Below are 23,772 nucleotides of genomic sequence, written 5' to 3'. Positions count from 1 at the left end.
TCGATCCCGGGAAAGGGGAAAGCCCTCGTGCCGTCCCTGAACGACTGCCGCCCCGGCGCCACCGTCCGCGTCGCGGGCGCCGCCGGACCCGAGCGCCGGCGGCTGCTCGCCTTCGGGTTCGTGCCCGGCGCGGAGGTCACCGTCATCGCCCGGGGCGCGACCGGTGGCGTACTCGTCGGCGTGGGCGAGGCCCGCGTGGCGCTGGACGCGCGGACGGCGGCCGGATTGCGGCACCTGTGATGACCGCGGGGTGTCACGGCGGCGCGCCCGCGCAGCTCGACACCGGCACCCGGCTGGTCGCTCTCGTCGGCAATCCGAACGTCGGCAAGTCGACTCTCTTCAACGCCCTGACTGGCGCTCAGCAGCACATCGGCAACTGGCCCGGCAAGACCGTCCAGGTCTCCCAGGGCCACTGGCGCCTCCCGGGCGGCGAGCGGCTGCGGGTCGCCGATCTGCCCGGCACGTACAGCCTGGTGCCCGAGTCGCCGGACGAGGCGCTCGTACGGGATCTGCTCACCGCGCCCGAGCCCGAGCGGCCCGATCTGGTGCTGTTCGCGCTGGACGCGGCGAACCTCGCGCGCAATCTGTATCTGCTCTCGCAGGTCCTGGACACCGGGGTGCCGGTGGTGGTCGTGCTGACCATGACCGACGTCGCCGCCAAGCGCGGCACCGCGCCGGACCCCGATGCCTTGCGGCGAGCGCTCGGGCTGCCCGTGATCTCGGTAAGGGCGCGCACGGGCAAGGGACTTGCGGAACTCGCTGCGGCGGTCGCTGAAGCGCCCGCCGCGCCACCCGCCGGGTTCGACGCGCCCCCGGGCCTCGCGGCCGTTCTCGATCCCCTCGTCGCCGCCGCCGGCGGGCGGCGTTGGCCGGCGCTGCGCCTGCTGTGCGGGGAGCGGGTGCCGGACGCGCCGGACGAGCTCGTCGCCGCGGCCGCCCGGGCCGCCGAGGAGGTGGAGCGCGCCGACCCCGACGGGGCGGACGCCGAACTCCTCGTCGCCGAGGCCCGTTACGCGTGGGCGCACCGCGTTCTCGTACAGGCACTGCCCGCGTCCGAAGCCGCGCGCAGGGCGACGCTGACCGACCGGGTCGACCGGCTGCTGCTGTCGCGGTGGTTCGGGATCCCGTTCTTCCTGGCGGTGATGTGGGGCGTCTTCCAGGCGACGACCGCCGTGGCCAAGCCGTTGCAGGACGCGCTCGGCGACTTCGTCTCCGGACCGGTCGGCGGCGGGGCGACATCGCTGCTCGACGCGGTGCACGCGCCGGGCTGGCTGCACGGGTTGCTGGTCGACGGCCTGATCGACGGAGTGGGCCAACTCCTCACGTTCGTACCGCTGATGGCCATCATGTTCCTGCTGCTCGCGCTCCTGGAGGACTCCGGGTACTTCGCGCGGGCCGCGTTCCTCGCCGACCGTGCCATGCGGGCGCTGCGGCTGCCGGGGCGGGCGTTCCTGCCGCTCGTGGTGGGCTTCGGCTGCAACGTGCCCGCGATCGCCGGGACCCGCATCCTCAAGCAGCGCTCGCACCGCCTCCTGGTCGGCCTGCTGGTGCCGTACATGAGCTGCACCGCGCGTCTGACCGTCTTCGCGATGATCGCGGGCGTCTTCTTCGGCGCGCACTCCGGCACCGTCATCTTCTTCCTGTACGTGCTCTCGGTCGTCCTTGTCGTGGCGATGGGCCTGATCCTGCGGCCGCTGCTGTTCAAGGACATGAAGCCCGAGCCGCTGATCCTGGAACTGCCGCCGTACCGTCTCCTCACGCCGCGGGTGATCGGGGCGCAGGTGCGTCAGCGGCTGATGTCGTTCCTGCGGACGGCCGGCGGGATCATCGTCGCCACGGTGGCGGCGGTGTGGCTGCTGATGGCGGTTCCGGCGGGCGCGTCGGCCGGGTCGTTCGGTGATGTCCCGGTCCAGAAGAGCGTGTTCGGGACGGTATGCGAGGCGATCGCGCCGGTGATGACACCCGCCGGGTTCGGCGACTGGCATGCCTCCGCCGCGCTCGCCACCGGGTTCGTCGCCAAGGAGGGAGTCGTGGCGACGGTCGCGCAGACCTACGGCACGACGGGCGACGCGGTCGGCGGGGCGGATCTGTCCCGGCAGTTGCACGCGACGTTCGACGAGTCGTCGGGCGGGCACGCGGACGCGGCCGCGCTGGCGTTCCTGGTCTTCGTCCTCGCCTATACGCCCTGCATGGCGACGCTCGCCGCGCAGCGCACGGAGCTCGGCACCCGGCTCACACTGCTCGGACTCGGCATACAGCTGGCGGTGGCGTGGCTGCTCGCCGTCGGAACGTTCCAGTTGGTGCGGGTGATCTGGTGAGCGGCGTCCTGAGGGAGTTTCTCCGGGAGTTCGAGGCGGCCGAACCGGGCACCGGCCTTGCCGAGGTCGCGGCCCGGCTCGGCGTCAGCACCGCGGAGGCGGCCGCGCTCGCCCAGTACTGGGTACGCAAGGGCCGTATCAGGCAGGAGCTGGTGGGGACGCCGGACTGCGCGGGCTGCGTCTTCGCCGCGCGCGGCTGCACGGGGTGCCCGACGGTCTCGGGGGCGGCGCCCTTGGTTCGGCTGACGTCGGGGCCGGAGCGGCGCCCCTGATCCGGCTGACGCCGGGGCCCGGCGCCGAGCAGCGCGGGGGCGTTTCCCCGTACCGCCCCGGCTCAGCGGGTGGCGAGCGGGAGGCCGAGGCGCTCGCTGAGTTCCGCGACGCCGGCGCCCCAGGTCTCGCGGACGACGACGCCGTGCGGGCCGCCGACGTCGAAGACGCCGTGCGGGGTGTAGACGCGGTCGACGCAGCCGACGCCGGTCAGCGGGTAGGTGCAGGCGGGGACGAGCTTCGGGGAGCCGTCCTTGCCGAAGAGGGCCATCATCACGAAGACCTGCTTGGCGCCGACAGCGAGGTCCATCGCACCGCCGACGGCGGGGATCGCGCCGGGCCTGCCGGTGTGCCAATTGGCCAGATCGCCGTTGGCGGCGACCTGGTAGGCGCCGAGGACGCACACGTCGAGGTGGCCGCCGCGCATCATGGCGAAGGAGTCGGCGTGGTGGAAGTAAGCGGCGCCCGGCAGGGCCGTGACGGGGACCTTGCCGGCGTTGGTGAGGTCGGGGTCGATCTCGTCGCCGTGAGCGGCGGGCCCCATGCCGAGCATGCCGTTCTCGGTGTGGAGGACGACGCCGCGCTCGGGCGGGAGGTGGTCGCCGATCCGGGTGGGCTGCCCGATGCCCAGGTTGACGAAGGCGCCCTCGGGGATGTCGCGGCCGATCACGGCGGCGAGTTCGTCCGTCGACAGCGGGCCGCGCTCGGTGTGTTCGATGGTCATCGTGCCCCCTGGACGGTGTGGCGCAGCGCCTCGACGGCGACGACGCGGTCGACGTAGACGGACGGCGTGACGACGGCCTCGGGGTCGAGAGCGCCGGTGTCGAGGATTTCGCCGGCCTGGACGACGGTGGTCGCGGCGGCGGTGGCCATGACGGGCCCGAAATTGCGGGCGGTCTTGCTGTAGACGAGGTTGCCGAGCCGGTCGGCGCGGTGGGCGGCGATGAGCGCGTAGTCGCCCTTGATCGGGTACTCCAGGAGGTACGGGCGGCCGTCGATGACCCGGGTCTCCTTGCCCTCGGCGAGCGGGGTGCCGACGGCGGTGGGGCAGAAGAAGGCGCCGATGCCGGCCCCGGCGGCGCGCATCCGCTCGGCGAGGTTGCCCTGCGGCACGACCTCCAGCTCGATCCGCCCGGAGAGGTACAGCTCGTCGAAGACGTACGAGTCGACCTGGCGCGGGAACGAGCAGACGACCTTGCGCACGCGGCCGGCCTTGAGGAGCGCGGCGAGGCCGACGTCGCCGTTGCCCGCGTTGTTCGCGACGACGGTGAGGTCGCGGGCGCCCTGCCGGATGAGGGCGTCGATGAGGGCGAACGGCATGCCGGCGAGCCCGAAGCCGCCGATCAGGACGGTGGATCCGTCCTCGATGCCGGCGACGGCCTCGTCGGTCGTGTCGAGGATCTGCGTACGGCTCATCGGCCGGCCTCCCTGTCGCGCGGGGCGACGTTCTTCTCCGAGCAGGTGTTCTCCAGGACGACGGCCAGGGTGCGGACGGGCCGGACGCCGGCCCGGGCGCCGTCGAAGCGGCCGAAGGGGGTGCGGACGGCCGCGCAGATGTACGGGTTCACCGGGTGCCCCGCTCTCGGGCCGGCCAGCCGGTGTAGCACTCGGCCAGGTAGGCGGCGCCCGCGTCCGAGCCGGTCACGCAGGTGAGTTCGCCCACCTGGCGGCGCACGTCGAAGTCGGACCCGTCGGGCAGCCGGTGGAGCATGGTGGTCATCCAGTACGAGAAGTGCTGGGCCTTCCAGACGCGTTGGAGTGCGCGCTCGGTGTACTGGTCGAGGGCGTCGTCGGCCCCGTGGCGCAGGTGCCGTTCGAGTTCCTCGGCGAGGACGCGGACGTCGGCGAGGGCGAGGTTGAGGCCCTTGGCGCCGGTCGGCGGGACGGTGTGGGCGGCGTCGCCGGCGAGGACGAGGTTCCCGTACCGCAGGGGTTCCTGGACGAAGCTGCGGAACGGCAGGACGACTTTGGAGGTGATACGGCCCTCCTTGAGGGTGTGGCCGTTGGCGCCGACGCGGCGCTGCAGCTCCTCCCAGATCCGGTCGTCGGACCAGTCGGCGGTGTTCTCGGCCGGGTCGCACTGGAAGTACATGCGCTGGAGGCGCTCGGTGCGCCGGCTGATGAGCGCGAAGCCGAGGTCCGAGTGGTTGTAGATCAGCTCCTCGCTGGAGGGCGGGGCCTCGCAGAGGATGCCGAACCAGGCGAAGGGGTACTCGCGGAAGAACTGCCGGCGCCGCGCCGCGGGGAACGCGTGGCGGCAGATGCCGCGCGAGCCGTCGGAGCCCACGAGGATCCGCGCGGCCACCTCGTGCCGGGTGCCGCCGACGTCGGTGAACCGCATCAGGGGGCGCTCGCCGGTCACGTCCGCGACACTGACGTCGCTGACGCCGAACCGGACGTCCCCGCCGTCGCGTTCACGCGCGTCGGCGAGGTCGATGAAGACGTCGGTCTGCGGATAGAGCCGCACGGTGGCGTCGGTCAGCGCCTCGAAGTCGATACGGTGCCCGCCGCCGCCGAAGGCGAGTTCGATGCCGGCGTGCCGGCTTCCCTCGCGCAGGACGCGGTCGGACACGCCGGACTCGACGAGCAGCCTGACGCTGTCCTGTTCGAGGATTCCGGCGCGGTGGGTCTCCTCTATCGCGCGCCGGGTGCGGATGTCGACGGCCACGGAGTGGATGCCGGCCCGCTGGAGCAGGTGCGCGAGCATCAGTCCGGCGGGGCCCGCGCCGACGATGGCGACGTCGGTGGTGGTGCGGTTCATGGCTGCTCCTGCCGGTGGTCGGCGGCGTCGGCGGTGTCGGAGGCGGTACGGGGTGACGTGTCAGGTGTGTCGGAGGCGGTACGAGGTGACGTGTCAGGTGTGCCGGAGGCGACCAGGCCGTCGAGAACCTCCTGGGCGACGGCGAAACCGTGGTTGGCGACGGGGACACCGCAGTAGACCGCCGACTGGAGGATCACCTCGCCGATCTCCTCGTCGGTCAGGCCGTTGGTGCGGGCGGCGCGGACGTGCATCGCGAACTCCCCCCAGTGGCCGAGCGCGAGCATCGCGGTGAGCACGGCGACGGAACGGGACTTGCGGTCGAGGCCCGGACGCGACCAGACGCTGCCCCACGCGTAGCTGGTGATGAGGTCCTGGAAGGGCTGCGTGAACGGGGTCGTGGCCGCCTGGGCGCGGTCGACGTGCGGGTCGCCGAGCACCTCGCGGCGGACCTTCATGCCGTCGTCGTAGGGGTCGTTCATCGCTGCTCCTCGGGCGTCAGGTGGTCGGTGAGGAGGCGGGCGGTGGCGGCCGGGTCCTCGACGGGCGGCAGGTGGGCGACGCCGTCGAGGACGGCCTCGACCTGGTCGGGGGTGACGACGGTGTCCTCCGCGCCGCCCGCCACGAGGGGCCGCACCTTCGCGCAGGCGACGCGGTCCCGCAGGTCGTGGGCGGCGAGCGCCTCGCAGGCCAGGGCGTACGACTCGTCGTCCACGTGCGGGAGTCCGAGCAGCAGGGCCGAGCCGCAGGCCGGGTCGCGGTCGAGGAAGCCGGGGGCGAACCAGCGGGTGGCGGAGCCCTCGACCATGGCGGAGGTGCCGGCCCCCCGGACGTACGCGGCGCGCTCCCGCCAGCCGTCGGGGGTGCCGATCCTCGGCGCGGAGGCGAGGGTGACGACGGCGTCGAAGGGCCCGGGGTCGAGCGCGAGGGCGAAGCCGACGGCTCCGCCGAGCGAGACGCCGGCGTAGGCGGCGGGGCGCCCGGCGGCGAGCTCGGCGGTACGGGTGCGGACGGCGGCGGCGAGTTCGGCGACCGTGAAGGGTTCGGTCACGGGCTGCCCCGCCCCGTGGCCGGGCAGGTCCCAGCCCACGATCTGCCAGTGCGCTGGCAGGAGTTCGGCGCACTGGGCCCACAGGCCGGCGACACCGGTTCCGAGGGAGGGGCCGAGCACGACCACTTGCCGCCCGCCGTCGTCACCGGCAAGCCGGGTGAAGGTGAGGGTGGGCTCAGCCATGGGAGGTCTCCGGGGGAGGGAAGGCGCCGCCGGGGTCGGCGACCGTGACGGGACGGCGGGCCGGGACTGCGGGGCGGGCGAGGTGCTGCTTGAGCGGGGAGGACGGTCCGGCTACGGACGACTGCGGGCGGGCGAGCGCCCGGTCGCCGCCAAGTCGCCTGTCCGCAAAGGAGAGTTCAGTCGCAGGCGCTTTGCTGCGGGCCGACGCCCGGCAGGCGGAAAGTGGCCCGACCGCAAAGGCGTGACCAGTCACGTGCGCCTTCTGACGGACCGGCACCGTATGGACGGCAAGGCCCCCGCGCTCAAAGGTCGGTTCACGCACGTCGTGCCTCCCAGGAGCTGACGGCGGCGTCGACGAGTTCGCCTGCTTCGCCCAGGTACGTGCGTACGTCCGGGGCGCCGGGGCCTCGTTCGGCGAGCAGACTGGTAGCGGCGCTGTCGGCACGGGCCGCCGCCGTGGCGGTGTCGACGTGCAGGCCGGCGACGAGTTCGGCGGCCTGCGACCCGGCGGTGACGGCCAGTTCGAGGAGCCGGGCGAGGGCCGGCCACTCGGCGTGCCAGGCGCCGTCCGGGCGTTCGTCGACGGCCTGGGCGGCGGACCGGTGGAGCTGGGCGGCGAGGCCCGGCGCCTGGTGCGCGGCGGCGTGGACGAGGACGGAGAGGACCGGGTTCCGCTTGTGCGGCATCGTGGAGGAACCGCCGCTCCCGGGGGCCCCGGTCTCGCGGACCTCGGCGGTCTCGGGGCGCCCGAGCAGCAGCACGTCGGCGGCGAGGACGCCGAGCGCGTCGGTCGCGGTGGCCAGCGCGTCGCCGATCGCGGTGACCGGGGTGCGGCGCGTGTGCCAGGGCAACACGGCGGGCGCGAGGCCCAGTTCGGCCGCGAGGGTACCCGGCGCGGCGGCGGCACCGGCACCCGCGAGGTGGGTGAGCAGGGCGCGGGTGCCCGCGGCGCCCCCGTACTGGACCGGGAAGGTGAGGGTGTCGAGGCGGTCGACGGCGTCGCCGACCCCGGCCAGCCACTGGGCGGCGCGCAGCCCGAACGTCGTGGGGACCGCCCACTGGGTGAGGGTGCGGGCGGCGGCGACGTCGTCGCGGTGCGTGCGGGCGAGCCCGGCGAGCCGGTCGCCGGTGACGAGGAGGTCGGCGCGGAGCCGGGCGACCGCGTCGCGGGCCAGCAGCATGAGGGCGGTGTCGAGGACGTCCTGGCTGGTCAGCCCCCGGTGGACGGCGTCGGCCGCGTCGCAGGCGGCCGCCCGGAGCAGCTTGACGAGCGGGACGACGGGGTTGCCGGCGGCCTCCGCGTCGGCGGCGAGCACGGCGAGGTCGGGGTCGAGTCGGGCGGCGGCGTCCGCGACCCGCCGCGCGTCGGCGTCCGTGGCGAGCCCTGCGGCGACGAGGGCACGGGCCCAGGCCGTCTCGACGCGGAGCAGCGCGGCGGCCACGGCCGCGTCGTCGGCGACACCGGCCGCGCGGTGCGCCCCGGGGCGGAGCAGGCCGCTCATCGGGCGTGCCGGGGGTAGCGCAGGAAGACGGTCTCGCGGTCGCCCTGCAGGTGGATGTCGAAGCGGAGGTGGCCGTCGTCGTCGCGTACGGCCAAGAGGGTCGCGCGGTCGGCCTCGGGCAGTCCGGCGAGGAACGCGTCGCTCTCGCCGGGCAGGTAGACGCGGGTGAAGAGCCGGTCGAGCAGACCGCGGGCGAACACGGTGACGGCGAAGAAGGCGGCGGCACCCTCGGGCGCGCCCGGCGCGACGGTGGTGAAGGCGTAGCGGCCGGAGGCGTCGGTGGCCGCCCGGCCCCAGCCGGTGAAGCGGCCGTCGCGGCGCAGGGAGCCCTCGACGCGGGGCACGCGGCCATGCGCGTCGGCCTGCCGGATCTCGATGAGCGCGTCGGGCACGGGCGCGCCGTCACCGTCGTACACCGTGCCGTGCAGCCGGACCGCGCCGGCCGAGCCGGGCGGGACGAGGGTGCTGTCGCCGTCGTACGGGAGGGCGTAGTGGAAGAACGGTCCGACGGTCTGCCCGGGGGTGGCAGCGAGGGCCTCACTCATGGTCGTCACGCTCCAGGAGGGTCGCGTGGGTGCCGGTCAGCACGATGTCCCAGCGGTAACCGGTGGCCCACTCGTGGGTGGTCAGGTCGTGGTCGTACGCGGCGACCATCCGGTCACGCGCCGCCTGGTCGGTGACCGACTGGTAGATCGGGTCGAGCGGGAACAGCGGGTCGCCCGGGAAGTACATCTGGGTGACGAGCCGCTGGGTGAACTCAGTGCCGAAGAGGGAGAAGTGGATGTGGGCGGGCCGCCAGGCGTTGTGGTGGTTGCGCCACGGGTAGGGGCCCGGCTTGATGGTGGTGAAGCGGTAGTTCCCGTCGTCGTCGGTCAGACAGCGGCCGACGCCGGTGAAGTGGGGGTCGAGGGCGGCGGGGTGCCGGTCGCGCTTGTGCAGGTAGCGGCCCGCTGCGTTGGCCTGCCATATTTCGACGAGCTGGCGGCGCACGGGGCGGCCGTCGCCGTCGAGGACCCGGCCCGTGAGCAGCATGCGTTCGCCGATGGGTTCGCCGCCGTGCTGGATGGTGAGGTCGGCCTCCAGGGGGTCGACGTCGGAGTGCCCGAAGACGGGCGCCACCAGCTCGATCCCCTCGGGGTCGGCGGGGCGCGGGTCCTTGGTGGGGTGGCGCAGGAGTGAGCTGCGGTAGGGCGTGAAGTCGAGCCGCGGCTGGGCGGATCCGGGCGCGGTCGCGGCCTGGACGGCGGCGATCTCCGCGGTGATCCGTGCCTGCGGGACCGGTTCCGGGGCTGCGTCGGTGGTGGTCGTCGTCACACCGTCACGCTAGGTCGCGGGCCTGGACGGCCGCATCGAAACCTTTTCACTGAGTGAAAACGGGGGATGATGGCCGCGGGGCGCCCTCAGTTCAGGGACGGCGAGGCGATACATGGCAGGGAACACCGGGCAGCCGGGCGCGAGCGTGACGGGCCGTGCGCTCTCGATCCTGGGCGCCTTCGACGAGGAGCACCGGTCGCTGTCGCTGAGCGAGCTCGCGGCCCGCGCCGGCCTGCCGCCGGCGACAGCGCACCGCCTGACGGCCGAACTGGTCCAGTGGGGCGCGCTGGAGCGCCGGTCGTCGGGCGAGTACGTCGTCGGCCGGCGGATGTGGGACCTTGGTCATCTGTCCTCGGCGGAGACCGGGCTGCGCCAGGTCGCCGAGCCGTTCCTGCACGACCTGTACGGGGCTACGCACGCGACCGTGCACCTCGCCGTCCGCGAGGGGACGGACGTGGTCTACCTGGACCGGCTGCGCGGAAACCGGTCCGTGCCGGTCGTGAGCAAGGTCGGCACGCGTCTGCCGCTGTACGCCACGGGCGTCGGCAAGGTCCTGCTGGCCCACGCCCCGGCCGACGTCCAGCACGCGGTCCTCGGCGGACTCACCCCCGTCACCCGGCACACCATCGTCCAACCGGGCGTGCTGCGGCGCCAGTTGCGCCAGATCCTCGACCGCGGTTACGCGGTCACGAACGAGGAGATGAGCCTCGGGGCCTGCTCGATCGCGGTGCCCATCCGGCACGACGAGGAGGTCGTCGCCGCGCTCGGGATGGTGGTCGCCTCGCTCAAGGGGGGCGAGCAGCGGATGTACGGGGCGCTGCGGGTCGCCGCGCAGTCGATCGGGCGCCATCTCTGAAGGGACCCGCGGAAGTGGCGCCCTTCGGCTGGACCGCTGCCATGGCGCCGGCCCACGACGCCTGGCGCGGCACCGGGGGCGGGGGCTTGCTCAGGCAGTGTTTCCCCGGGCTGGACCACGTGCGTAGCCGACGCCGGGGGCAGCCCCGGTGGGTCTCTTGGGGCGCGGGTCACTCACGGCCGTTCCCTGTCGCGCCGCCGGCCGGTCGGCACCGGTACGGGAACCGTGCCGGGGGCGACGGTGTTGGTCAGGCTGCCGATGCCCTCCACCGTGAGGATGACGGTGTCGCCGGGCTTCAGCGGCGGCGGCGTCCGCTCGCCGCGTCGGCCCCACAGTTCGGCCAGGCAGCCGCCGTTGCCGCAGGTGCCCGAGCCGAGGACGTCGCCGGGTACGACACGGGTGCCGCGGGAGGCGTAGGCGGTCATCTCCTCGAACGTCCAGCTCATGTTGGACAGCAGGTCCTCGCCGACCTTCTCGCCGTTGACCTCGGCGGTCAGCGCAAGGCGCAGGAAGCCGTCGGCGTCCCGGTGGGGCTCCAGCTCGTCGGCGGTGACCAGGTACGGGCCGAGGGTGGTCGCGGTGTCCTTGCCCTTGCAGGGGCCGAGGCCGACCTTCATCTCCGCGCCCTGGAGGTCACGGGCGGACCAGTCGTTGAACACGGTGTAGCCGACGATGTGGTCGCGTGCCTGCTCAGGGGTGAGGTCGCGGCCCTCCCGGCCGATCACCGCGCCCACCTCCAGCTCGAAGTCGAGGACGGCCGAACCGGGCGGTACCGGAATGTCGTCGCGGTGACCGTAGATCGCGTGAGGGTTGGTGAAGTAGAAGGTCGGCGCCGCGTACCACTGCTCGGGTACCCCGGCGGCGCCGTCGACCCAGCGGCGTACACCCTCCACGTGTTCCTCGAAGGTGACGAAGTCCCGTACGGACGCGGGCCGCAGCGGAGCGAGGAGTCGTACCTCGGAGGTGTGCGGACCGGGCGGCACGCCGAGGGCGTCCTGTCCGGCGGCGATCAGCCCGGGCAGCCCGTCGGCCTCGGCGATCAGGCGGGCGAGCGAGGTGACGCCGGGCAGCGGGTGGAGGGTGCCGTCGCCCTCGACGACGGCCACGTGGTGGCGGTGACGGTGTTCGTAGGCGGCGAAACGCATGGTGCGGCTCCTGGGGGTGGGGCCGGGGACGCGGCGGCGGGAGTCCGGGCGTGGACACCGCTGCCGCGTCCCCGGTGTGCGGGCGCGGATCAGACCGGCGGGGCGACGAACACACCGCGGTCGGGGTCATTGAACGACTCCTTGGCGACGAACTCGTTCATGGCGTTGGCGGTGCCCCACTGGTCGGCGACCTCCGGCTGGGAGAAGTCGTAGACGTGCGGATGCCAGGTGTCCTCGTCGAGCGTCTCCAGCTCCGTCGTGTACTCGACGGTGTTGCCGTGCGGGTCGAGGAAGTACGTGAACGTGTTGTCACCGGCGAGGTGCCGGCCGGGGCCCCAGATCTTCTTGAACCCGGCGCGCATCACCCGGCCCGAGCCGCGCATGTACTCGTCCAGGCCGCGCATCTCGAACGAGACATGGTGCAGCGCGGTGTGCGGGCCCCGCGCGATCGCCATCGAGTGGTGCTGGCTGGAGATCCGCATGAAGTGCATCGCCTCGCCCATCTTCGGGTGGCTGAGCGTGTCGGACAGGGCGAAGCCCAGGTGCCGCTCGTACCACTCCCGCGTCCTGTTCAGGTCGGGGGAGTTGAGGACGACGTGGGAGAGCTTGACCGGGATGGCCTCCTTCTCCTCGATCTTGCGGTGCTCGCGGACCGCCACGTCGGCGGAGACCTCGATGGTGCGGCCGTCGACGTCGAAGAACCGGAAGCCGTAGCCGCCGCCGGGGGTGTCGAGGGTTCCGGGCCGCGAAACCAGCTGCACGTTCCCGGCCAGCAGCCGTTCGGCGAGGGTGTCCACGTCGGCCTCGGTCGCGGCACCGTACGAGACAAGGTCCAGACGCTTCTCCTCGGCCTTTCGCAGCCGCACCACGTACTGCTCCGGGGAGCCCTCGGCGGCCAGGAAGGAGATGCCGGAGTCCTCGGCGACCTTGGTCAGGCCCCAGACGCCGGCGTAGAAGTCGAGCTGCTTGTCGTAGTCGGGCACGGCGAGGTCGACGTGGCGCAGGTGGGTGAGGAGACGGTCACTCATGAGAGGTCAGTCCTTCCGGAGGAGGGCGGCCGCGTTGCCGCCCCGGACGGCGTGGAAGTCGGCTTCGGACAGGCGGGCGGCGCGCAGTGCGCCGAGGGGGTCCTCGGCGCCCATGTCGAAGGGGAAGTCGGAGCCGAGCAGCACCTGGCCGGCCCCGGCGGCGCGCACCAACTCCCGCAGGACGTGCGGGTCGTGGACCAGGGAGTCGAAGTACAGCCGCTTCAGATAGCTGCTGGGGCGGTGGGCGCAGCCGGCGCCGGCGTCGGGACGGGACTCCCAGGCGTGGTCGGCGCGGCCGATGTGGGTGGGGAGGTAGCCACCGCCGTGGGCCGCGATGATCCGCAGGTCAGGGTGGCGGTCGAGGACGCCGGAGAAGATCAGATGGGACAGGGCGACGGCGTTCTCGGTGGGCTGGCCGACGGTGTTGGACAGGTACCACTGGTCGAGGCGCTCGTCGAGGGAGCAGCCGAAGGGGTGCAGGAAGACGATCGCGCCGGTCTTCGCCGCTCTGGCCCAGAAGGGCTCGTAGGCGGGGTCGGACAGCTCGCGGCCGGGGGCGTGGCTGGAGATCTCCACGCCCAGCAGTCCTTGGGCCAGGGCGTGATCGAGCGCTTCGACCGCGAGCGCCGGGTGCTGGAGCGGCACCAGGCCCAGTCCGCGCAGCCTGTCGGGGGCGGCCGAACAGTGCGCGGCCGTCGCCTCGTTGACGAGCCGGTACAGCTTCTCGGCCGCGGCCTCGTCGGCCCAGTAGTGGTAGTGCGAGGGGGAGGGGCTGACCAACTGGACGTCCACTGCCTGGGCGTCCATCGCCGTCAGCCGCACGATCGGATCGGTCATCCGGGGCACGCGTTCGCGCACCATGGGTCCGTTGACGGCGAGGGCTGCCGGGCCGTTGCGGCGGGCGTCCAGCTCCCTGGCCCCGGCGTGCCCGGGCAGACCGGCGACGAGCGTCTCGGCCTCGGGCAGCAGGACGTGGGCGTGCACATCGACGGTGGCGGGTGTCACGGCGGTCACGGAAGCTCCCTGAGCATGGTCATCGTCCGGCTCATCAGTCCGGGCACGTCGGCGTCGCGCACCCCGTCGAGCTGCCACCGCCCGAGCTGGACGGACGCCTCCACGACCGGGCGTACGCGGGCGATCCGCCGCTCGTAGTACGCCTGGAACAGCGCGTCGTCCCCCGCGCCGGCGCCGGCCCTGGTCAGCATCTGGGCGAGCACCCACGCGTCCTCCAGGGAGAGGGCGGCGCCCTGGGCGAGGGTGGGCGGGCAGCAGTGCGCGGCGTCTCCGACCAGCACGACCCGGCCGCGGTGCCAGGAGCCCTCGACCAACATGCGGTCGAACCAGGTGTAGTTGACCCGGGCCGGGTCCGTGATGTGCGCGGTGATCTCGGGCCAGTTGCCGCCGTAGTGCTGTGCCAGGGAACGCATCTCGTCCGCGTACGACTCGGGCGGGATCGAGGCACGGTCGCGGTTGGCCTCGACGACGTACGCGTAGAGGGTGTCGTCGCTGGTGGGGCAGTAGCCGGCGATGTACGCGGGGCCGCCGTAGGAGAGGTCGGTACGGGTCACGCCGGCGGGGCGAGGGGCGGCGACGCGCCAGATGGCCATGCCGGTCGCTTCGGGCTTGTCCGTGATGCCGATGGCGGCGCGGGTGGCGGAACCGATGCCGTCGGCGGCGATCACCAGGTCGTAGCGGCCCTCGGTGCCGTCGCTGAAGCGCACGGAGACACCGTCCGCGTCCTGGTCCAGGATCTCGGCGGTGGTCCCCGGCCGGACGGACGCACCGCCGGCCCGCACCGCCTCGATGAGGATCTGCTGCAGCCGGGGGCGCTGCATGCCGACGGTGGCGGGCAGGTCGTCGCCGCCGGTGCGCAGGTCCTCGGCGACATGCAGGACGGTCCCGTCGGGGGCGGTGATCCCGACCGAGCCGAAGCCGAATCCGGACGCCTCCACCTGCTCCCAGACGCCGAGTTCGCGCAGCACGCGCAAGGCGTTGCCCTGCAGGGTGATGCCGGAGCCCGCAGTCGCGTTCCAGTCGTCCTTGGCCTCGACGAGGTCCACCGCGTACCCGGCGCGGCGCAACAGGATCGTGATGGCGTTGCCGGCCGCGCCACCGCCGACGACGAGGACAGTAGGGGATTGAGGCATGGGTGACTCCCTTGTTCCTCGGTCTACTTGACGGCGATCGGGTTGACGGGAGAGCCGACCGCGCCGGTGATGGGCAGGGGCGCGGCGGTGAGCCAGAACTCGTACACGCCGTCGTCCGCGCAGTCAGCGGCGAGGGCGTCCAGGTCCCACATCTCGCCGATGAGCAGGCCGATGTGCGGGATGGCGACCTGGTGCAGCGGCTGGAAGGCGTGGTCGAACTCGTTCGGGCGGACCTCGAAGCCCCAGGTGTCGGTGGCGACCGCGGCGATCTCCGTGCCGTGCAGCCAGCCGGCCGTGGTGAACGACAGGCCAGGAGCGGGTCCGCCGGCGTAGTCGCCCCAGCCCTCGCGGCGGGCCCTGGCGAGCCGGCCGGAGCGCACGAGGACGATGTCGCCGCGCCCCACCTCCACCCCGTGCGCGTCGGCGGTCGCGGCCAGGTGCTCCCGCGTGATCGCGAACCCGTCCGGCAGTTCACCGTCCTCGCCCACGACACGGCCCACGTCGAGGAGGACGCCGCGCCCGGCTACGTACGGGGCCATGTGCTCGATACCGGTGACGAGGTCGCCGTCGGAGGTGACGACCTTCTCGGCCGCGCGGCCGTTCCACGCCTTGCCGTGGTCGAAGATGTGGCCGAGCCCGTCCCACTGCGTCGAGCACTGCAGCGGCATCGCGATCACGTCGTCGGCGCCGCCGATGCCGTGCGGGAAGCCCTGGTTGCCCAGCGCGGCGTCGGTGCCGGTGTCCAGCATGGTGTGCACCGGGTTGGTGCGCCGCCGCCAGCCCTTCTGCGGGCCGTCCATGTCGAACCGCTGCGAGAGGGAGAAGCTGACGCCCCGGCGGACCAGTGCGGCGCCCTCGCGGCGCTTGGCCGCGTCGAGGAAGTTGAGGGTGCCGATGCGGTCGTCCTCGCCCCAGCGGCCCCAGTTGGAGTACGCTGCGGCGGCCTCGGCGATCGCGCTCTCGGGGTCGCTCCGGTCCAGAGACCCCGGAGATTCCAGCGATCCGGTGGTCATGACGGCCTCACCTCGCTCACGCACCGGGTGCGTTGCGCGCCGAGCCCGGTGATGGAGCCGTCCATCACGTCGCCGTCGCGCAGCAGGCGCCCCCAGTGCAGGCCGTTGCCGGACGGCGATCCGGTCAGGACCAGGTCGCCGGGCAGGAGGCGGGCGCTCTGCGAGGCGAAGGACACCACGCGGGCGATGTCGAAGATCATGTCCTTGGTGGACTCGTCCTGCATGGTCTCGCCGTTCAGCTTGAGCAGCAGGCGCAGGTCGCCGGGGTCCGCGACCGACTCGGCGGGCACGAGCCACGGGCCGAGCGGGGTGAAGCCCGGAGCGTTCTTGCTGCGCAGCCAGTCCGTGCCGATCTGCGGCATGTCCCGGCGGAAGACTGTCGCCCGGTCCGTGAGGTCGTTGGCGATCGTGTAACCGGCGACGTACTCCAGGGCCTCCTCCACGGACACCCGGTGCGCGGGGCGGCCGATGACGGCGGCCAACTCCAGCTCCCAGTCCGGCTTCTCGGCCCACGCGGGCAGGACGACATCGTCGTACGGCCCGGTGATGGCGCTCGGCAGGCCGATGAACACGTACGGCAGGTCCTCTTCCGCACGCCGGTCCATGATCTCGGCGGCCTCGGCGCGACGTTCGGCCTCGGGCCGGTCGTCACCGGGCGCGCGGTGGGCGACGTGGAGATCGATGACGTGCTGCCGGTAGTTGGCCCCGGACTGGAACACCTGGCGCGGTTCGAGCGGAGCGTGCACGCGGAACTCCGTCAACGCCCGGCGCGCGCCGCCGGAGGCAGCCAGCTCGGACAGCCGCGGCAGCATCGTGCCCCAGTCGTCCAGGACCCCCCGCACGGTCAACTCGGCGTCGCCCAGGGCGGATCGCAGGTCGGTCACCTGAGCGTCGGGCGTGACGAGAGCGGGAAAGAGCGGTTCCTCGGCGGCGGAAAGGGTGGCGAGGGCGAAGGGTCCGGCGAAGAGGGCGGACGGGGCTTCAGGTTTCACGGACATGTCCTCCTGATTGCGGTGGCACTAATCTGGGCCCGTCACCCGTGATCACGGAAATCGATTCTGTGGATGGCGGTCATCCATGCCGCGAATTGCCGCAGGTCGTCGCCGGAAGCTAGGAAAATCGACGTGAATCTCAGTCGCCTGGACCTCAACCTCGTGGTGGCTCTGCGTGCCCTGCTGGAGGAGCGCAACGTGACCCGCGCTGGCCGGCGCGTCGGTCTCAGCCAGCCGGCGATGAGCGCGGCACTGTCCCGCTTGCGCCGGCACTTCGACGACGACCTGCTCGCCCGGGTGGGTGGCCACTACGAACTGACCGCCCTCGGACAGGTCCTCCTCGACCGCGTGTCCACGGCCTACGATCTGTTGGAGCGGCTCTTCGCCAGCCAGGCGGACTTCGACCCGGCCAGGGAGAGCCGTGAGTTCAAGCTCCTGGCCTCCGACTACGCGGTCGCCGTCTTCGGCGCTGAACTGGCCCGCGTCGTGCACCAGGAGGCCCCGGGCATCCGGCTGCGTTTCGCGCAGACGCCGCCCGGCGTGGTGGACGCCACGGACACCCTGCTCAGCGCCGCCGACGGCCTGCTCATGCCGCACGGCGTCATCAGTGACTTCCCCGCCACCGACCTGTATCAGGACCGGTGGGTCTTCCTCGTCGCGGACGACCACCCGAGTGTCGACGACCGGCTGACCCGGGAAGACCTGGCCCGCCTGCCCTGGGTCACCTACCAGCGCACCTACGACGCCCCGGCCGTCCGCCAGCTCGGCATGCTGGGCATCGAGCCCCGCGTGGAGGTCTCCGTCGACAGCTTCCAGGTCATGCCGCTGCTGGTGAGCGGAACCCGGCGCATCGCCCTCGTCCAGGCCCGCCTCGCCCGACTCCTCACGCCGCTCGCCGCCGTACGCGTGGTGGAGCCGCCCTACGAAGCGGTGTCCCTGCAGGAGGCCATGTGGTGGCATCCCGTGCACACCCACGACGCGGCCCACATCTGGCTCCGTGAGACCGCCGCCCGGGTCGGCAGGACGATGGCCGACGAGCCGGGTGATTGAACGAGCCCCGCGGCTCGTGTCCGGGGGACTGGTGGGGTTCTTCCGCGATGTGAAGGGTTCCGCGCACGCCTGCCCTGTGACAGATGAGGCAGCGCGGGCGGGAGGGTGCCGCTGTGCCCAAGTCGTACGGACGTCGCTGATGACTACTGGGGAGGCGTCGAGTCGGTGATTCAGCTCGACGAGGCAGAGTTCCCGCTCGACTCCGTGCAGGGCCTGGAGGAGTTCTCGCACCTGATCGTCGTGTGGCATTTCGACCAGGCGTCACCCGATGCCGTCGAGTACCACGCCCGCAGCCCGCGCGGGAACACGGACTGGCCGGCCACCGGCACGTTCGCTCATCGTAATCACCGTCGCCCCAACCAGTTGGCGCAGAGCTTTCCGCGGTTGCTCAAGGTCGACGGGCTCAGCGTGCGCGTGACCGACCTGGACGCTGTGGTCGGCACGAAGATCTACGATCTTTCGCCCTACTTCGCGGCGATGGGACCCCGCAGGGAAATCCACCAACCTGCGTGGCCGGGTGAGATGTTGACGGACTACTGGGCCAATCCGGCCTGACGCTCAGACACCTGCAAGGGCCGCGGGGGACCGACTACCCAGGCGGACTGCGGGTTGGGTAAGACCCAGTACGTGTACGCCTTCTGTGACTGGGGTGCCCTGTTCGCCAAGGACCAGGCCCGAACCGCCCGACACGCAATGAAGGCCCGGTGGATACCGGGCCTTCACGTCTGAGTGGGCGTCAAGTCTGTTTCTCGTAGAGGCCCCGACCGGGCTGCGTGAGATGGCCTTGGCGTAGAAGACGGCCGAGTCGGGCGCGGGTGACGTCGTTCGGTACCGGCACTGCGCCAGTACCACGAGTCGTGGAGAAAGCCACCTTGCTGGTACTGGTGTCAATGTCCGTTGGGTGGAGGTACGGCCAGTGCGTTCGGCACGGCGTAGGTGAGCGGTACTCTGGTGAAGAGGTCTTCGTGATCGAGGAGTCGTGCGGTGGTGCCGTCGGAGCTGGTGTAGCCGAGGCTGTCCAAGGTGAGCTCCTTGTGTGCCTTGCCCCGGGCCCACAGAGACAGGGGTCTGTGCTGCTTGTCCCAGTCGATACGGATGCGCAGTCGGGCCTGTGTCTCCACGACGGTCGCCCCGTCCGGGAAGGTGAAATTGTCGATGTGGTCGTAGCCCAGGCTCCGGCTGGACCCTTTGGTGGTCTCCCGTTTGAAAGCGACCGTGGCAGCTCCCGTGTCGGCGGGCTGTCCGACCACGGTGACCGTGGGGCCGGTGATGATGCCGTTGTTCCGCGCCACCGTGCCGTGTGTCTGGCGTGAGTAGTTCATTCCGGCCGCCATCTGGATTTCCCGCAGGGGCTGCTCGTCCGGGATCAGCGAGATGCGTATCCGGCAGCGGTAGTTCCAGGTCATGTTGCTGCCCTCGATCTGCGGCAGCACGTGTTCCCCGGCACCGATGAAGTTCGGGCCCTGCTCGGCGAGCCGCTGTCCCGTCAGCTCTTGGGCGAGCAGGGCGCGGTTGAAGTCGTTCTGCAGGGCCTGCGGCAGGGCATGGTAGACCGTCTCGAAGAGTGTGGGTGCGGAGCCCAGTTGCAGCACCTGGCTGCCCGCTGGCAGTGGCCGGCCCCAAGATTCCGCCGCCCTCGCGGCCTTGGTGCGCAGTGCGGCGAAGCGCGCCTCGTGCTGACGCTGCCGCCGCCTGTTCTGCCACGTGTCGAGCAATCCCGGGATGCCGTGAGCGGGTGGCGTGGTCGCGTGGCTGAGCGGTGGGGACGGGAGGAGGGGGGTACTGGCCCGTACGGGTCGCCGTGCGGGCTGATTCCTCCGCAGCGCTGGAACGAATTGACTCTCGGGCATAGGGAACCGGCCTGTTGTTGCGATGTTGCAGGTTTTCCGAGAAGTATCGCACGGTAAGTGTGATAAGTGGCGTTAAGTTCCGCTTCCCGGGGTTCGGTATCGCTCGTGTGTGGGATTGCCGGTCTGTCCGGGCGGTGCTGTCCTGTCCTGTCCGCACGGAGTGTGATGCCGATGTTCCCGCAGGACACAGTGCTCACGGAATTGCGGACCCTACAGTGCCGAGAGGGCTCGCTCGATCTCCCCGCTGCCCACTATTCGCTAGATGGCCGGGGCTTCGCCGTTGATAGGCGAAGCTTCCGCTGGGGAGTGACGTGGACACGGACCGGCGTCGTGTGCTCGCGGGTGGCGTGTACTCCGCAGCGGCCCTGATCCTTCCGGACGAGACGTGTCGCGTCCCCCGGTGAAGGAAGCATCGACGGGCAAGCGTGTTGGACGAGGGGACGTTGAGACCGTCCCAGAACTGACCTTGGTGTTCTCCCGCATCGACCAGAAGCGAGGCGGTGGCCATGGACGCCGGGCGGTCGACAAGTACCTGAAGCACGAAGCCCCTCGACTTGCTTCAGGGGGAGGTTCGCCGACGACTCGACGCGGCGCGCGATGTTCTCCGCCGCTGCGGAGCTTGCCTACGTGTCCGGCTGGATGGCCTTCGACAACAGCGAGCACGCGCCGACGCCGTGGGTGTTGGTGACGGGCCAGGCGTCGCAGGCCAGCAGGCTGTCGGCGAGCACCGGGCCGAAGGCGGGGGAGGCCTTGACGAAGTCGGCCACGCGTGCCTCGGCCTGCTGTAGCGCGCTCGGGGCGGTGCAGGCCGACCAGGTCAGCTTCTGCTTGGTCAGCGCAGCGGGAAGGTCTGGAGCACGGTCTGCCGCCGTGGTCGCCGCTTTGCTGGCACTGACGATGGGGTCGGAGCCCGTCGCTGTGTTGTTGCTGGTGCAGGTCGTTGTCCTCGTCATAGACGGTTAGTACCAGTGAGACTTCGCGTCCTGAGCTGGTGTGGGTCGTTGTCAGGGCATGGTGGGGATGGTTGACGCCGAAGTGTGGGCGGCAGAGCTGGAGTCGGTGTTCGGGCAGGTTGCGGGTCGGTTTTCGCGGGTGGACCTGCGGTGGCGGATGCGTGGGTATGTGCGGGGTCTGCTGGCTCCGGTGGCGCGGAAGAATAGCTGGCAGTTGGCCGAATGGGCAGGTCACCGTGATCCGGCCGGGATGCAGCACCTGCTGGCGGGAGCTCGCTGGGATGCGGACGCGGTCCGTGACGATATGCGGGACTACGTCGCGGAGAAACTCGGCCCGGCTGGTGTGCTGATCATCGACGACACCGGGTTCGTCAAGAAGGGCAGCACGTCTGCGGGGGTGAGCCGGCAGTACACCGGCACCTCGGGAAAGATCGACAACTGTCAGATCGGGGTGTTCGCCGCCTATGCCACCGAACACGGACGGGCCTTGGTGGACCGGGAGTTGTATCTGCCCAAGTCCTGGACAGCCGACCGTGAGCGGTGCCGGGCGGCGAAGATCCCGGAGGAGCGGGCCTTCGCGACCAAGGGCGAACTTGCGAAGGCGATGGTCACCCGCACGGTGGCCGCGGGGCTGCCGGCCTCGTGGGTGACGGCGGACGAGGCCTACGGCCAGGAATGGAAGTTCAGGCGTCTTTTGGAGGAACTCGGCGTCGGATATGTCGTCGCGGTTCCCAAGTCACAGCAGGTCAAGAGCCTGGCTGGGTTCTGGCGGATCGACGAGCTCATCAGCGAAGCACCCGAAGATGCCTGGCAGCGGATCTCCTGCGGTGACGGGGCCAAAGGCCCGCGGATCCATGACTGGGCCAGGGCCAGGCTGCCGTCGATCAGCTTCTTCGACGGCGACACCCCCACCCACCATCGCTGGATCCTGGCCCACCGCAGCCTGACACGGCCCGAGGAGATCGCCTACTACTCCGCTTACGCACCCGTGACCTGCACAGTCACGGATCTCGCCCGGGTGGCCGGGATGCGCTGGGCCATCGAGGAATGCTTCCAGGCCGCGAAGAACGAGCGCGGCCTGGACGAGTACGAAGTCCGCCGCTACACCGGCTGGTACCGGCACATCACCCTGTCAATGCTTGCCCACGCCCTGCTCGCCGGCCTGGCTGCCGACGCGGCCGCAAAGGGGGCTGCAGAAACGACCCCACCAGCAGGATCATCCCACTCACCGTGGCAGAGATTCGACGGCTCCTGGACATTCTCTGGGGCCGCCCCCGACCCCGTGACCATCCACGAGATCACGCACTGAACTGGTCCCACTCGCGCAGACAGCACCAGGCCACAGCCCGACGATGCCACTACCGAAGAAGAACCAGCCCAGGACACGAAGTCTCACTGGAATACTAGGAGCCAGTCGACGCCAGCACGTTCACGATGCGCCGCTTGAGGTAGCGGTACGGACAGTGAGCATCGCGGGCACGCTGTCGGTGAGCGCCTGAGCCGCCGTGGAGATGCGTGCGGGGTAGGGGCTGGCGCGAGCTGGCCCCTACCCCGCACCACACCCAGTACCGACCCCCCTCCAGCCCCCCTCGCACAAGCCATGGCGTGACAGCGCCCAACTCGTACCACCGACGTCGGAATCTCTAATGAAACGATCTTCGAGGGGCCGGATCACTCCGGAGCGCCGGTCCGGCACTGCGGGTGGCAGAGGTCAGCCGCGGCCGGGAACGACCTCCCCCTTGACGGCCGAGGGGGGGACCGGGAGCTTCTTCGGCTTCCCCTCGTCCAGGAAGGAGCGTCGGCAGCCGGGTGCCGCGCCCTGGCGCACGCTGATCGCGAAGGTCTCGGCGAACTCCTTGGCCGAACGGGGGAAGAGGAACTCCAGGTGGGTGCCCGCCGGGAGCTGGCGGGGGTCGACGGAGACGGTGAGGGCGCCGTCGCGGTGCTGGAAATCGATTCTCTTCAAGGTGGGATTGTCGAGTTCGGCAGCGTCGCCCTCGTCCGGCGGGCAGGTGGGATCGTCCCGGTAGACGCGGGCCGGCACTCCCATCCGCTCCAGATCGCGCTGGAGCCGGGCCAGGTCAGGCTGCGCACCGTCCTCGCGGATGGTCACCGTGACGGTTCCCCGCCGCTCGCGGTTCAGGGTGTAGGCCACGGTCGAGATCTGCTCCGGGAGGCTGCCTGCACCGGCACGGTCGGTCGCCGTGACCGGGAGTGCCGTGGGCGGTGCGCTCCGGTGGACGGCGAGGGCGGTCCCGGCCAGGCAAGCGGTCAGGGCCACGGGAGCCGCCAGACGCACGGCCAGCCGGCGGCGCGGGCGGACGGGTCGGGGATCCTCGGTGAGGTTGCGCATCAGGTAGTCCTCAAGCAGGCGTTGGCGGTCGTTCGAGAGGACCGGATCGCTGGGCGCCGGCAGCAGCCGGGCCAGCTCCGCGTGATCCAGCGGTTCACGCCGCCGCCACGGATGGAAGATCATCGGTTCCTCTCCTTGTCCGACCGGGCCGCTTCGGTGCGGCCACCCTGTACTTGTCCGGCTTCCGCGGCGGGTTCCCGGATTTCTCTCCCCGCCCGCCTCCGCCGCCTCAGCTCCGCCTCGGCGAGCCCGCGCAGTCTCGACCGCGCACGGGCGAGGCGGGAGCGCACCGTTCCCACCGGAACGCCCAGTGCGTGTGCCGCCTCCGCGTAGCTGAGCCCGGACCACACGCACAGCGTGAACACCTCCCGCTCGGCCCGGCGCAGGTGCGCCAGCACCGCCTGCGCCGCGGCGAGCTGCTCGGCATCGGCTATGCGGCCGATCAGCTCGTCTGCGAAGTCCGGCACGGTCTCTGTCGCCGGTATACGGGCCATCGCACGGTCATGCCGCCGTGCCGCCCGCGCCGCGTTGCGCAGCACATTGGTCGCGATGCCCATCAGCCAGGGCCGCGGAGTGTCTCCCTCGTCACGCAGTTTGCCGCGTAGCCGCCACGCCTCCAGAAACGTCAGCGAGACGATGTCCTGGGCCACCGCCCAGTCACCGCTCACCCGTACGGCATGGCGGTACACCGTCTGCGCATGTTCTTGGAACATTTCCCTGAACGCCTCAGGGTCTCCAGCCCGGATCCGGGCGTGCAAAGAAGAATCCACACCCAGTCTTGTCCGCCTCTCCCCGAGCATTACAGTGATCCCCGTCACATCACGCTGTGCCGCAACGAGGGCTCGTTCGTCCGCGAGCCGGAAGGCAGCGGGGCTCGACCCGAGCGATGCTACTGATCGCTCGGGTCGAGCCCCGTGACGCCGCCCGTGAGGAACGTCATCCCGCCGCACACCATCGCGCCCACGGCCTTGCCGTTGGTCGGCGGCGGC

The 23,772-nt window shown here is 71.6% G+C and carries 26 protein-coding genes; 7 read left to right on the top strand and 19 right to left on the bottom strand.

Annotation, left to right across the window (positions count from 1 at the left end):
* Positions 1-27: 27 nt before the first annotated feature.
* Genes ACZ7LY_RS00130 through ACZ7LY_RS00120 form a run of 3 tightly spaced genes read left to right on the top strand, consistent with a single transcriptional unit; the run spans position 28 to position 2,590 of the window.
* Complete coding sequence (locus tag ACZ7LY_RS00130) at positions 28-240, top strand: FeoA family protein (protein ID WP_471622170.1); 213 nt, start codon at positions 28-30, stop codon at positions 238-240.
* A complete protein-coding gene (gene feoB / locus ACZ7LY_RS00125; RefSeq protein WP_471622169.1) occupies positions 240-2,318 on the top strand; it encodes a ferrous iron transport protein B in 2,079 nt (692 codons plus the stop codon). Before ACZ7LY_RS00130 ends, feoB begins: the two co-directional genes overlap by 1 nt.
* Positions 2,315-2,590 carry a FeoC-like transcriptional regulator gene (locus ACZ7LY_RS00120; RefSeq protein WP_471622168.1) on the top strand — a complete coding sequence of 92 codons (276 nt, stop codon included), beginning with the start codon at positions 2,315-2,317 and terminating at the stop codon, positions 2,588-2,590. Before feoB ends, ACZ7LY_RS00120 begins: the two co-directional genes overlap by 4 nt.
* A gap of 62 nt (positions 2,591-2,652) precedes the next feature.
* On the opposite strand, the gene ACZ7LY_RS00115 is transcribed toward ACZ7LY_RS00120, so the two are convergent.
* From ACZ7LY_RS00115 to pcaH, 9 genes are all read right to left on the bottom strand, one after another.
* Complete coding sequence (locus ACZ7LY_RS00115) at positions 2,653-3,312, bottom strand: 3-oxoacid CoA-transferase subunit B (protein ID WP_471622167.1); 660 nt, start codon at positions 3,310-3,312, stop codon at positions 2,653-2,655.
* The gene (locus tag ACZ7LY_RS00110) at positions 3,309-4,004 is read right to left on the bottom strand and encodes a 3-oxoacid CoA-transferase subunit A (protein WP_471622166.1); all 696 of its coding nucleotides are present in this window, start codon (positions 4,002-4,004) and stop codon (positions 3,309-3,311) included. Before ACZ7LY_RS00110 ends, ACZ7LY_RS00115 begins: the two co-directional genes overlap by 4 nt.
* Positions 4,001-4,156 (bottom strand): hypothetical protein, encoded by a 156-nt coding sequence (locus ACZ7LY_RS00105; RefSeq protein ID WP_471622165.1) that lies wholly within the window; start codon positions 4,154-4,156, stop codon positions 4,001-4,003. The genes ACZ7LY_RS00110 and ACZ7LY_RS00105 overlap by 4 nt, the downstream gene beginning before the upstream one ends.
* On the bottom strand, positions 4,153-5,349 hold the full coding sequence (locus ACZ7LY_RS00100; protein ID WP_471622164.1) for a 4-hydroxybenzoate 3-monooxygenase: 1,197 nt from the start codon (positions 5,347-5,349) through the stop codon (positions 4,153-4,155). Before ACZ7LY_RS00100 ends, ACZ7LY_RS00105 begins: the two co-directional genes overlap by 4 nt.
* A complete protein-coding gene (gene pcaC, locus ACZ7LY_RS00095) occupies positions 5,346-5,828 on the bottom strand; it encodes a 4-carboxymuconolactone decarboxylase (protein ID WP_471622163.1) in 483 nt (160 codons plus the stop codon). Before pcaC ends, ACZ7LY_RS00100 begins: the two co-directional genes overlap by 4 nt.
* Entirely contained in the window at positions 5,825-6,580 is a 756-nt protein-coding gene (locus tag ACZ7LY_RS00090; protein WP_471622162.1) for an alpha/beta fold hydrolase, read from the bottom strand. The genes pcaC and ACZ7LY_RS00090 overlap by 4 nt, the downstream gene beginning before the upstream one ends.
* A 314-nt stretch (positions 6,581-6,894) precedes the next feature.
* Positions 6,895-8,082 (bottom strand): lyase family protein, encoded by a 1,188-nt coding sequence (locus ACZ7LY_RS00085; RefSeq protein WP_471622161.1) that lies wholly within the window; start codon positions 8,080-8,082, stop codon positions 6,895-6,897.
* Positions 8,079-8,627 (bottom strand): protocatechuate 3,4-dioxygenase subunit alpha, encoded by a 549-nt coding sequence (gene pcaG, locus ACZ7LY_RS00080; RefSeq protein ID WP_471622608.1) that lies wholly within the window; start codon positions 8,625-8,627, stop codon positions 8,079-8,081. Before pcaG ends, ACZ7LY_RS00085 begins: the two co-directional genes overlap by 4 nt.
* The gene (gene pcaH, locus ACZ7LY_RS00075) at positions 8,620-9,396 is read right to left on the bottom strand and encodes a protocatechuate 3,4-dioxygenase subunit beta (RefSeq protein WP_471622160.1); all 777 of its coding nucleotides are present in this window, start codon (positions 9,394-9,396) and stop codon (positions 8,620-8,622) included. Before pcaH ends, pcaG begins: the two co-directional genes overlap by 8 nt.
* A 112-nt stretch (positions 9,397-9,508) precedes the next feature.
* Here pcaH and ACZ7LY_RS00070 point away from each other — a divergent pair, with 112 nt between their 5' ends.
* Positions 9,509-10,252, top strand: coding sequence for an IclR family transcriptional regulator (locus ACZ7LY_RS00070; protein ID WP_471622159.1), 744 nt, complete (start codon positions 9,509-9,511; stop codon positions 10,250-10,252).
* A 173-nt stretch (positions 10,253-10,425) separates the two neighbouring features.
* On the opposite strand, the gene ACZ7LY_RS00065 is transcribed toward ACZ7LY_RS00070, so the two are convergent.
* The 6 genes from ACZ7LY_RS00065 to ACZ7LY_RS00040 form a co-directional block, all read right to left on the bottom strand.
* A complete protein-coding gene (locus ACZ7LY_RS00065) occupies positions 10,426-11,397 on the bottom strand; it encodes a fumarylacetoacetate hydrolase family protein (RefSeq protein WP_471622158.1) in 972 nt (323 codons plus the stop codon).
* Positions 11,398-11,486: 89 nt separating this feature from the next.
* The gene (locus ACZ7LY_RS00060) at positions 11,487-12,425 is read right to left on the bottom strand and encodes a VOC family protein (protein ID WP_471622157.1); all 939 of its coding nucleotides are present in this window, start codon (positions 12,423-12,425) and stop codon (positions 11,487-11,489) included.
* Between the two features lie 6 nt (positions 12,426-12,431).
* Positions 12,432-13,430 carry an amidohydrolase family protein gene (locus ACZ7LY_RS00055; protein ID WP_471622607.1) on the bottom strand — a complete coding sequence of 333 codons (999 nt, stop codon included), beginning with the start codon at positions 13,428-13,430 and terminating at the stop codon, positions 12,432-12,434.
* Between the two features lie 5 nt (positions 13,431-13,435).
* The gene (locus ACZ7LY_RS00050; protein WP_471622156.1) at positions 13,436-14,572 is read right to left on the bottom strand and encodes an FAD-dependent oxidoreductase; all 1,137 of its coding nucleotides are present in this window, start codon (positions 14,570-14,572) and stop codon (positions 13,436-13,438) included.
* A gap of 23 nt (positions 14,573-14,595) precedes the next feature.
* Positions 14,596-15,585, bottom strand: a complete 990-nt coding sequence (locus ACZ7LY_RS00045) for a cyclase family protein (protein ID WP_471622155.1) — start codon at positions 15,583-15,585, stop codon at positions 14,596-14,598.
* Positions 15,582-16,583 (bottom strand): fumarylacetoacetate hydrolase family protein, encoded by a 1,002-nt coding sequence (locus ACZ7LY_RS00040; RefSeq protein WP_471622154.1) that lies wholly within the window; start codon positions 16,581-16,583, stop codon positions 15,582-15,584. The genes ACZ7LY_RS00045 and ACZ7LY_RS00040 overlap by 4 nt, the downstream gene beginning before the upstream one ends.
* Before the next feature lie 126 nt (positions 16,584-16,709).
* Here ACZ7LY_RS00040 and ACZ7LY_RS00035 point away from each other — a divergent pair, with 126 nt between their 5' ends.
* Both ACZ7LY_RS00035 and ACZ7LY_RS00030 read left to right on the top strand, forming a co-directional pair.
* Positions 16,710-17,627, top strand: a complete 918-nt coding sequence (locus ACZ7LY_RS00035) for a LysR family transcriptional regulator (protein WP_471622153.1) — start codon at positions 16,710-16,712, stop codon at positions 17,625-17,627.
* Between the two features lie 105 nt (positions 17,628-17,732).
* A complete protein-coding gene (locus ACZ7LY_RS00030; protein WP_471622152.1) occupies positions 17,733-18,182 on the top strand; it encodes a TrmO family methyltransferase domain-containing protein in 450 nt (149 codons plus the stop codon).
* 332 nt (positions 18,183-18,514) lie between these two features.
* Here the strand turns inward: ACZ7LY_RS00030 and ACZ7LY_RS00025 are convergent, their stop codons facing one another.
* Both ACZ7LY_RS00025 and ACZ7LY_RS00020 read right to left on the bottom strand, forming a co-directional pair.
* Complete coding sequence (locus ACZ7LY_RS00025; protein ID WP_471622151.1) at positions 18,515-19,342, bottom strand: hypothetical protein; 828 nt, start codon at positions 19,340-19,342, stop codon at positions 18,515-18,517.
* Positions 19,343-20,100: 758 nt separating this feature from the next.
* Complete coding sequence (locus ACZ7LY_RS00020) at positions 20,101-20,430, bottom strand: hypothetical protein (RefSeq protein WP_471622150.1); 330 nt, start codon at positions 20,428-20,430, stop codon at positions 20,101-20,103.
* A 67-nt stretch (positions 20,431-20,497) separates the two neighbouring features.
* Between ACZ7LY_RS00020 and ACZ7LY_RS00015 the strand changes: the two genes are divergently transcribed.
* Entirely contained in the window at positions 20,498-21,739 is a 1,242-nt protein-coding gene (locus ACZ7LY_RS00015) for an IS701 family transposase (protein WP_471622149.1), read from the top strand.
* A 402-nt stretch (positions 21,740-22,141) separates the two neighbouring features.
* Here the strand turns inward: ACZ7LY_RS00015 and ACZ7LY_RS00010 are convergent, their stop codons facing one another.
* Together ACZ7LY_RS00010 and ACZ7LY_RS00005 are read right to left on the bottom strand one after the other, a co-directional pair.
* Positions 22,142-22,906, bottom strand: a complete 765-nt coding sequence (locus ACZ7LY_RS00010; protein ID WP_471622148.1) for a hypothetical protein — start codon at positions 22,904-22,906, stop codon at positions 22,142-22,144.
* Positions 22,903-23,553, bottom strand: coding sequence for an RNA polymerase sigma factor (locus ACZ7LY_RS00005; RefSeq protein WP_471622147.1), 651 nt, complete (start codon positions 23,551-23,553; stop codon positions 22,903-22,905). Before ACZ7LY_RS00005 ends, ACZ7LY_RS00010 begins: the two co-directional genes overlap by 4 nt.
* Between the last annotated feature and the right edge of the window lie 219 nt (positions 23,554-23,772).

It is taken from the genome of Streptomyces sp. NPDC107550 (genome assembly GCF_055639095.1).
Note: the sequence above shows the minus strand (reverse complement) of the source record. Positions and strands in the feature narration are given on the sequence as shown.

Excerpts from the sequence above, each read along its gene's own strand:
- ACZ7LY_RS00070 (WP_471622159.1), top strand. The coding sequence starts at position 9,509 with ATGGCAGGGAACACCGGGCAGCCGGGCGCGAGCGTGACGGGCCGTGCG.
- feoB (WP_471622169.1), top strand. The coding sequence starts at position 240 with ATGACCGCGGGGTGTCACGGCGGCGCGCCCGCGCAGCTCGACACCGGC.
- ACZ7LY_RS00100 (WP_471622164.1), bottom strand. The coding sequence starts at position 5,349 with ATGAACCGCACCACCACCGACGTCGCCATCGTCGGCGCGGGCCCCGCC.
- ACZ7LY_RS00010 (WP_471622148.1), bottom strand. The coding sequence starts at position 22,906 with ATGATCTTCCATCCGTGGCGGCGGCGTGAACCGCTGGATCACGCGGAG.
- ACZ7LY_RS00060 (WP_471622157.1), bottom strand. The coding sequence starts at position 12,425 with ATGAGTGACCGTCTCCTCACCCACCTGCGCCACGTCGACCTCGCCGTG.
- ACZ7LY_RS00040 (WP_471622154.1), bottom strand. The coding sequence starts at position 16,583 with ATGTCCGTGAAACCTGAAGCCCCGTCCGCCCTCTTCGCCGGACCCTTC.
- ACZ7LY_RS00110 (WP_471622166.1), bottom strand. The coding sequence starts at position 4,004 with ATGAGCCGTACGCAGATCCTCGACACGACCGACGAGGCCGTCGCCGGC.
- ACZ7LY_RS00065 (WP_471622158.1), bottom strand. The coding sequence starts at position 11,397 with ATGCGTTTCGCCGCCTACGAACACCGTCACCGCCACCACGTGGCCGTC.
- ACZ7LY_RS00115 (WP_471622167.1), bottom strand. The coding sequence starts at position 3,312 with ATGACCATCGAACACACCGAGCGCGGCCCGCTGTCGACGGACGAACTC.
- ACZ7LY_RS00050 (WP_471622156.1), bottom strand. The coding sequence starts at position 14,572 with ATGCCTCAATCCCCTACTGTCCTCGTCGTCGGCGGTGGCGCGGCCGGC.
- ACZ7LY_RS00020 (WP_471622150.1), bottom strand. The coding sequence starts at position 20,430 with ATGACGAGGACAACGACCTGCACCAGCAACAACACAGCGACGGGCTCC.
- ACZ7LY_RS00090 (WP_471622162.1), bottom strand. The coding sequence starts at position 6,580 with ATGGCTGAGCCCACCCTCACCTTCACCCGGCTTGCCGGTGACGACGGC.
- ACZ7LY_RS00015 (WP_471622149.1), top strand. The coding sequence starts at position 20,498 with ATGGTTGACGCCGAAGTGTGGGCGGCAGAGCTGGAGTCGGTGTTCGGG.
- pcaC (WP_471622163.1), bottom strand. The coding sequence starts at position 5,828 with ATGAACGACCCCTACGACGACGGCATGAAGGTCCGCCGCGAGGTGCTC.
- ACZ7LY_RS00085 (WP_471622161.1), bottom strand. The coding sequence starts at position 8,082 with ATGAGCGGCCTGCTCCGCCCCGGGGCGCACCGCGCGGCCGGTGTCGCC.
- pcaG (WP_471622608.1), bottom strand. The coding sequence starts at position 8,627 with ATGAGTGAGGCCCTCGCTGCCACCCCCGGGCAGACCGTCGGACCGTTC.
- ACZ7LY_RS00045 (WP_471622155.1), bottom strand. The coding sequence starts at position 15,585 with ATGACCACCGGATCGCTGGAATCTCCGGGGTCTCTGGACCGGAGCGAC.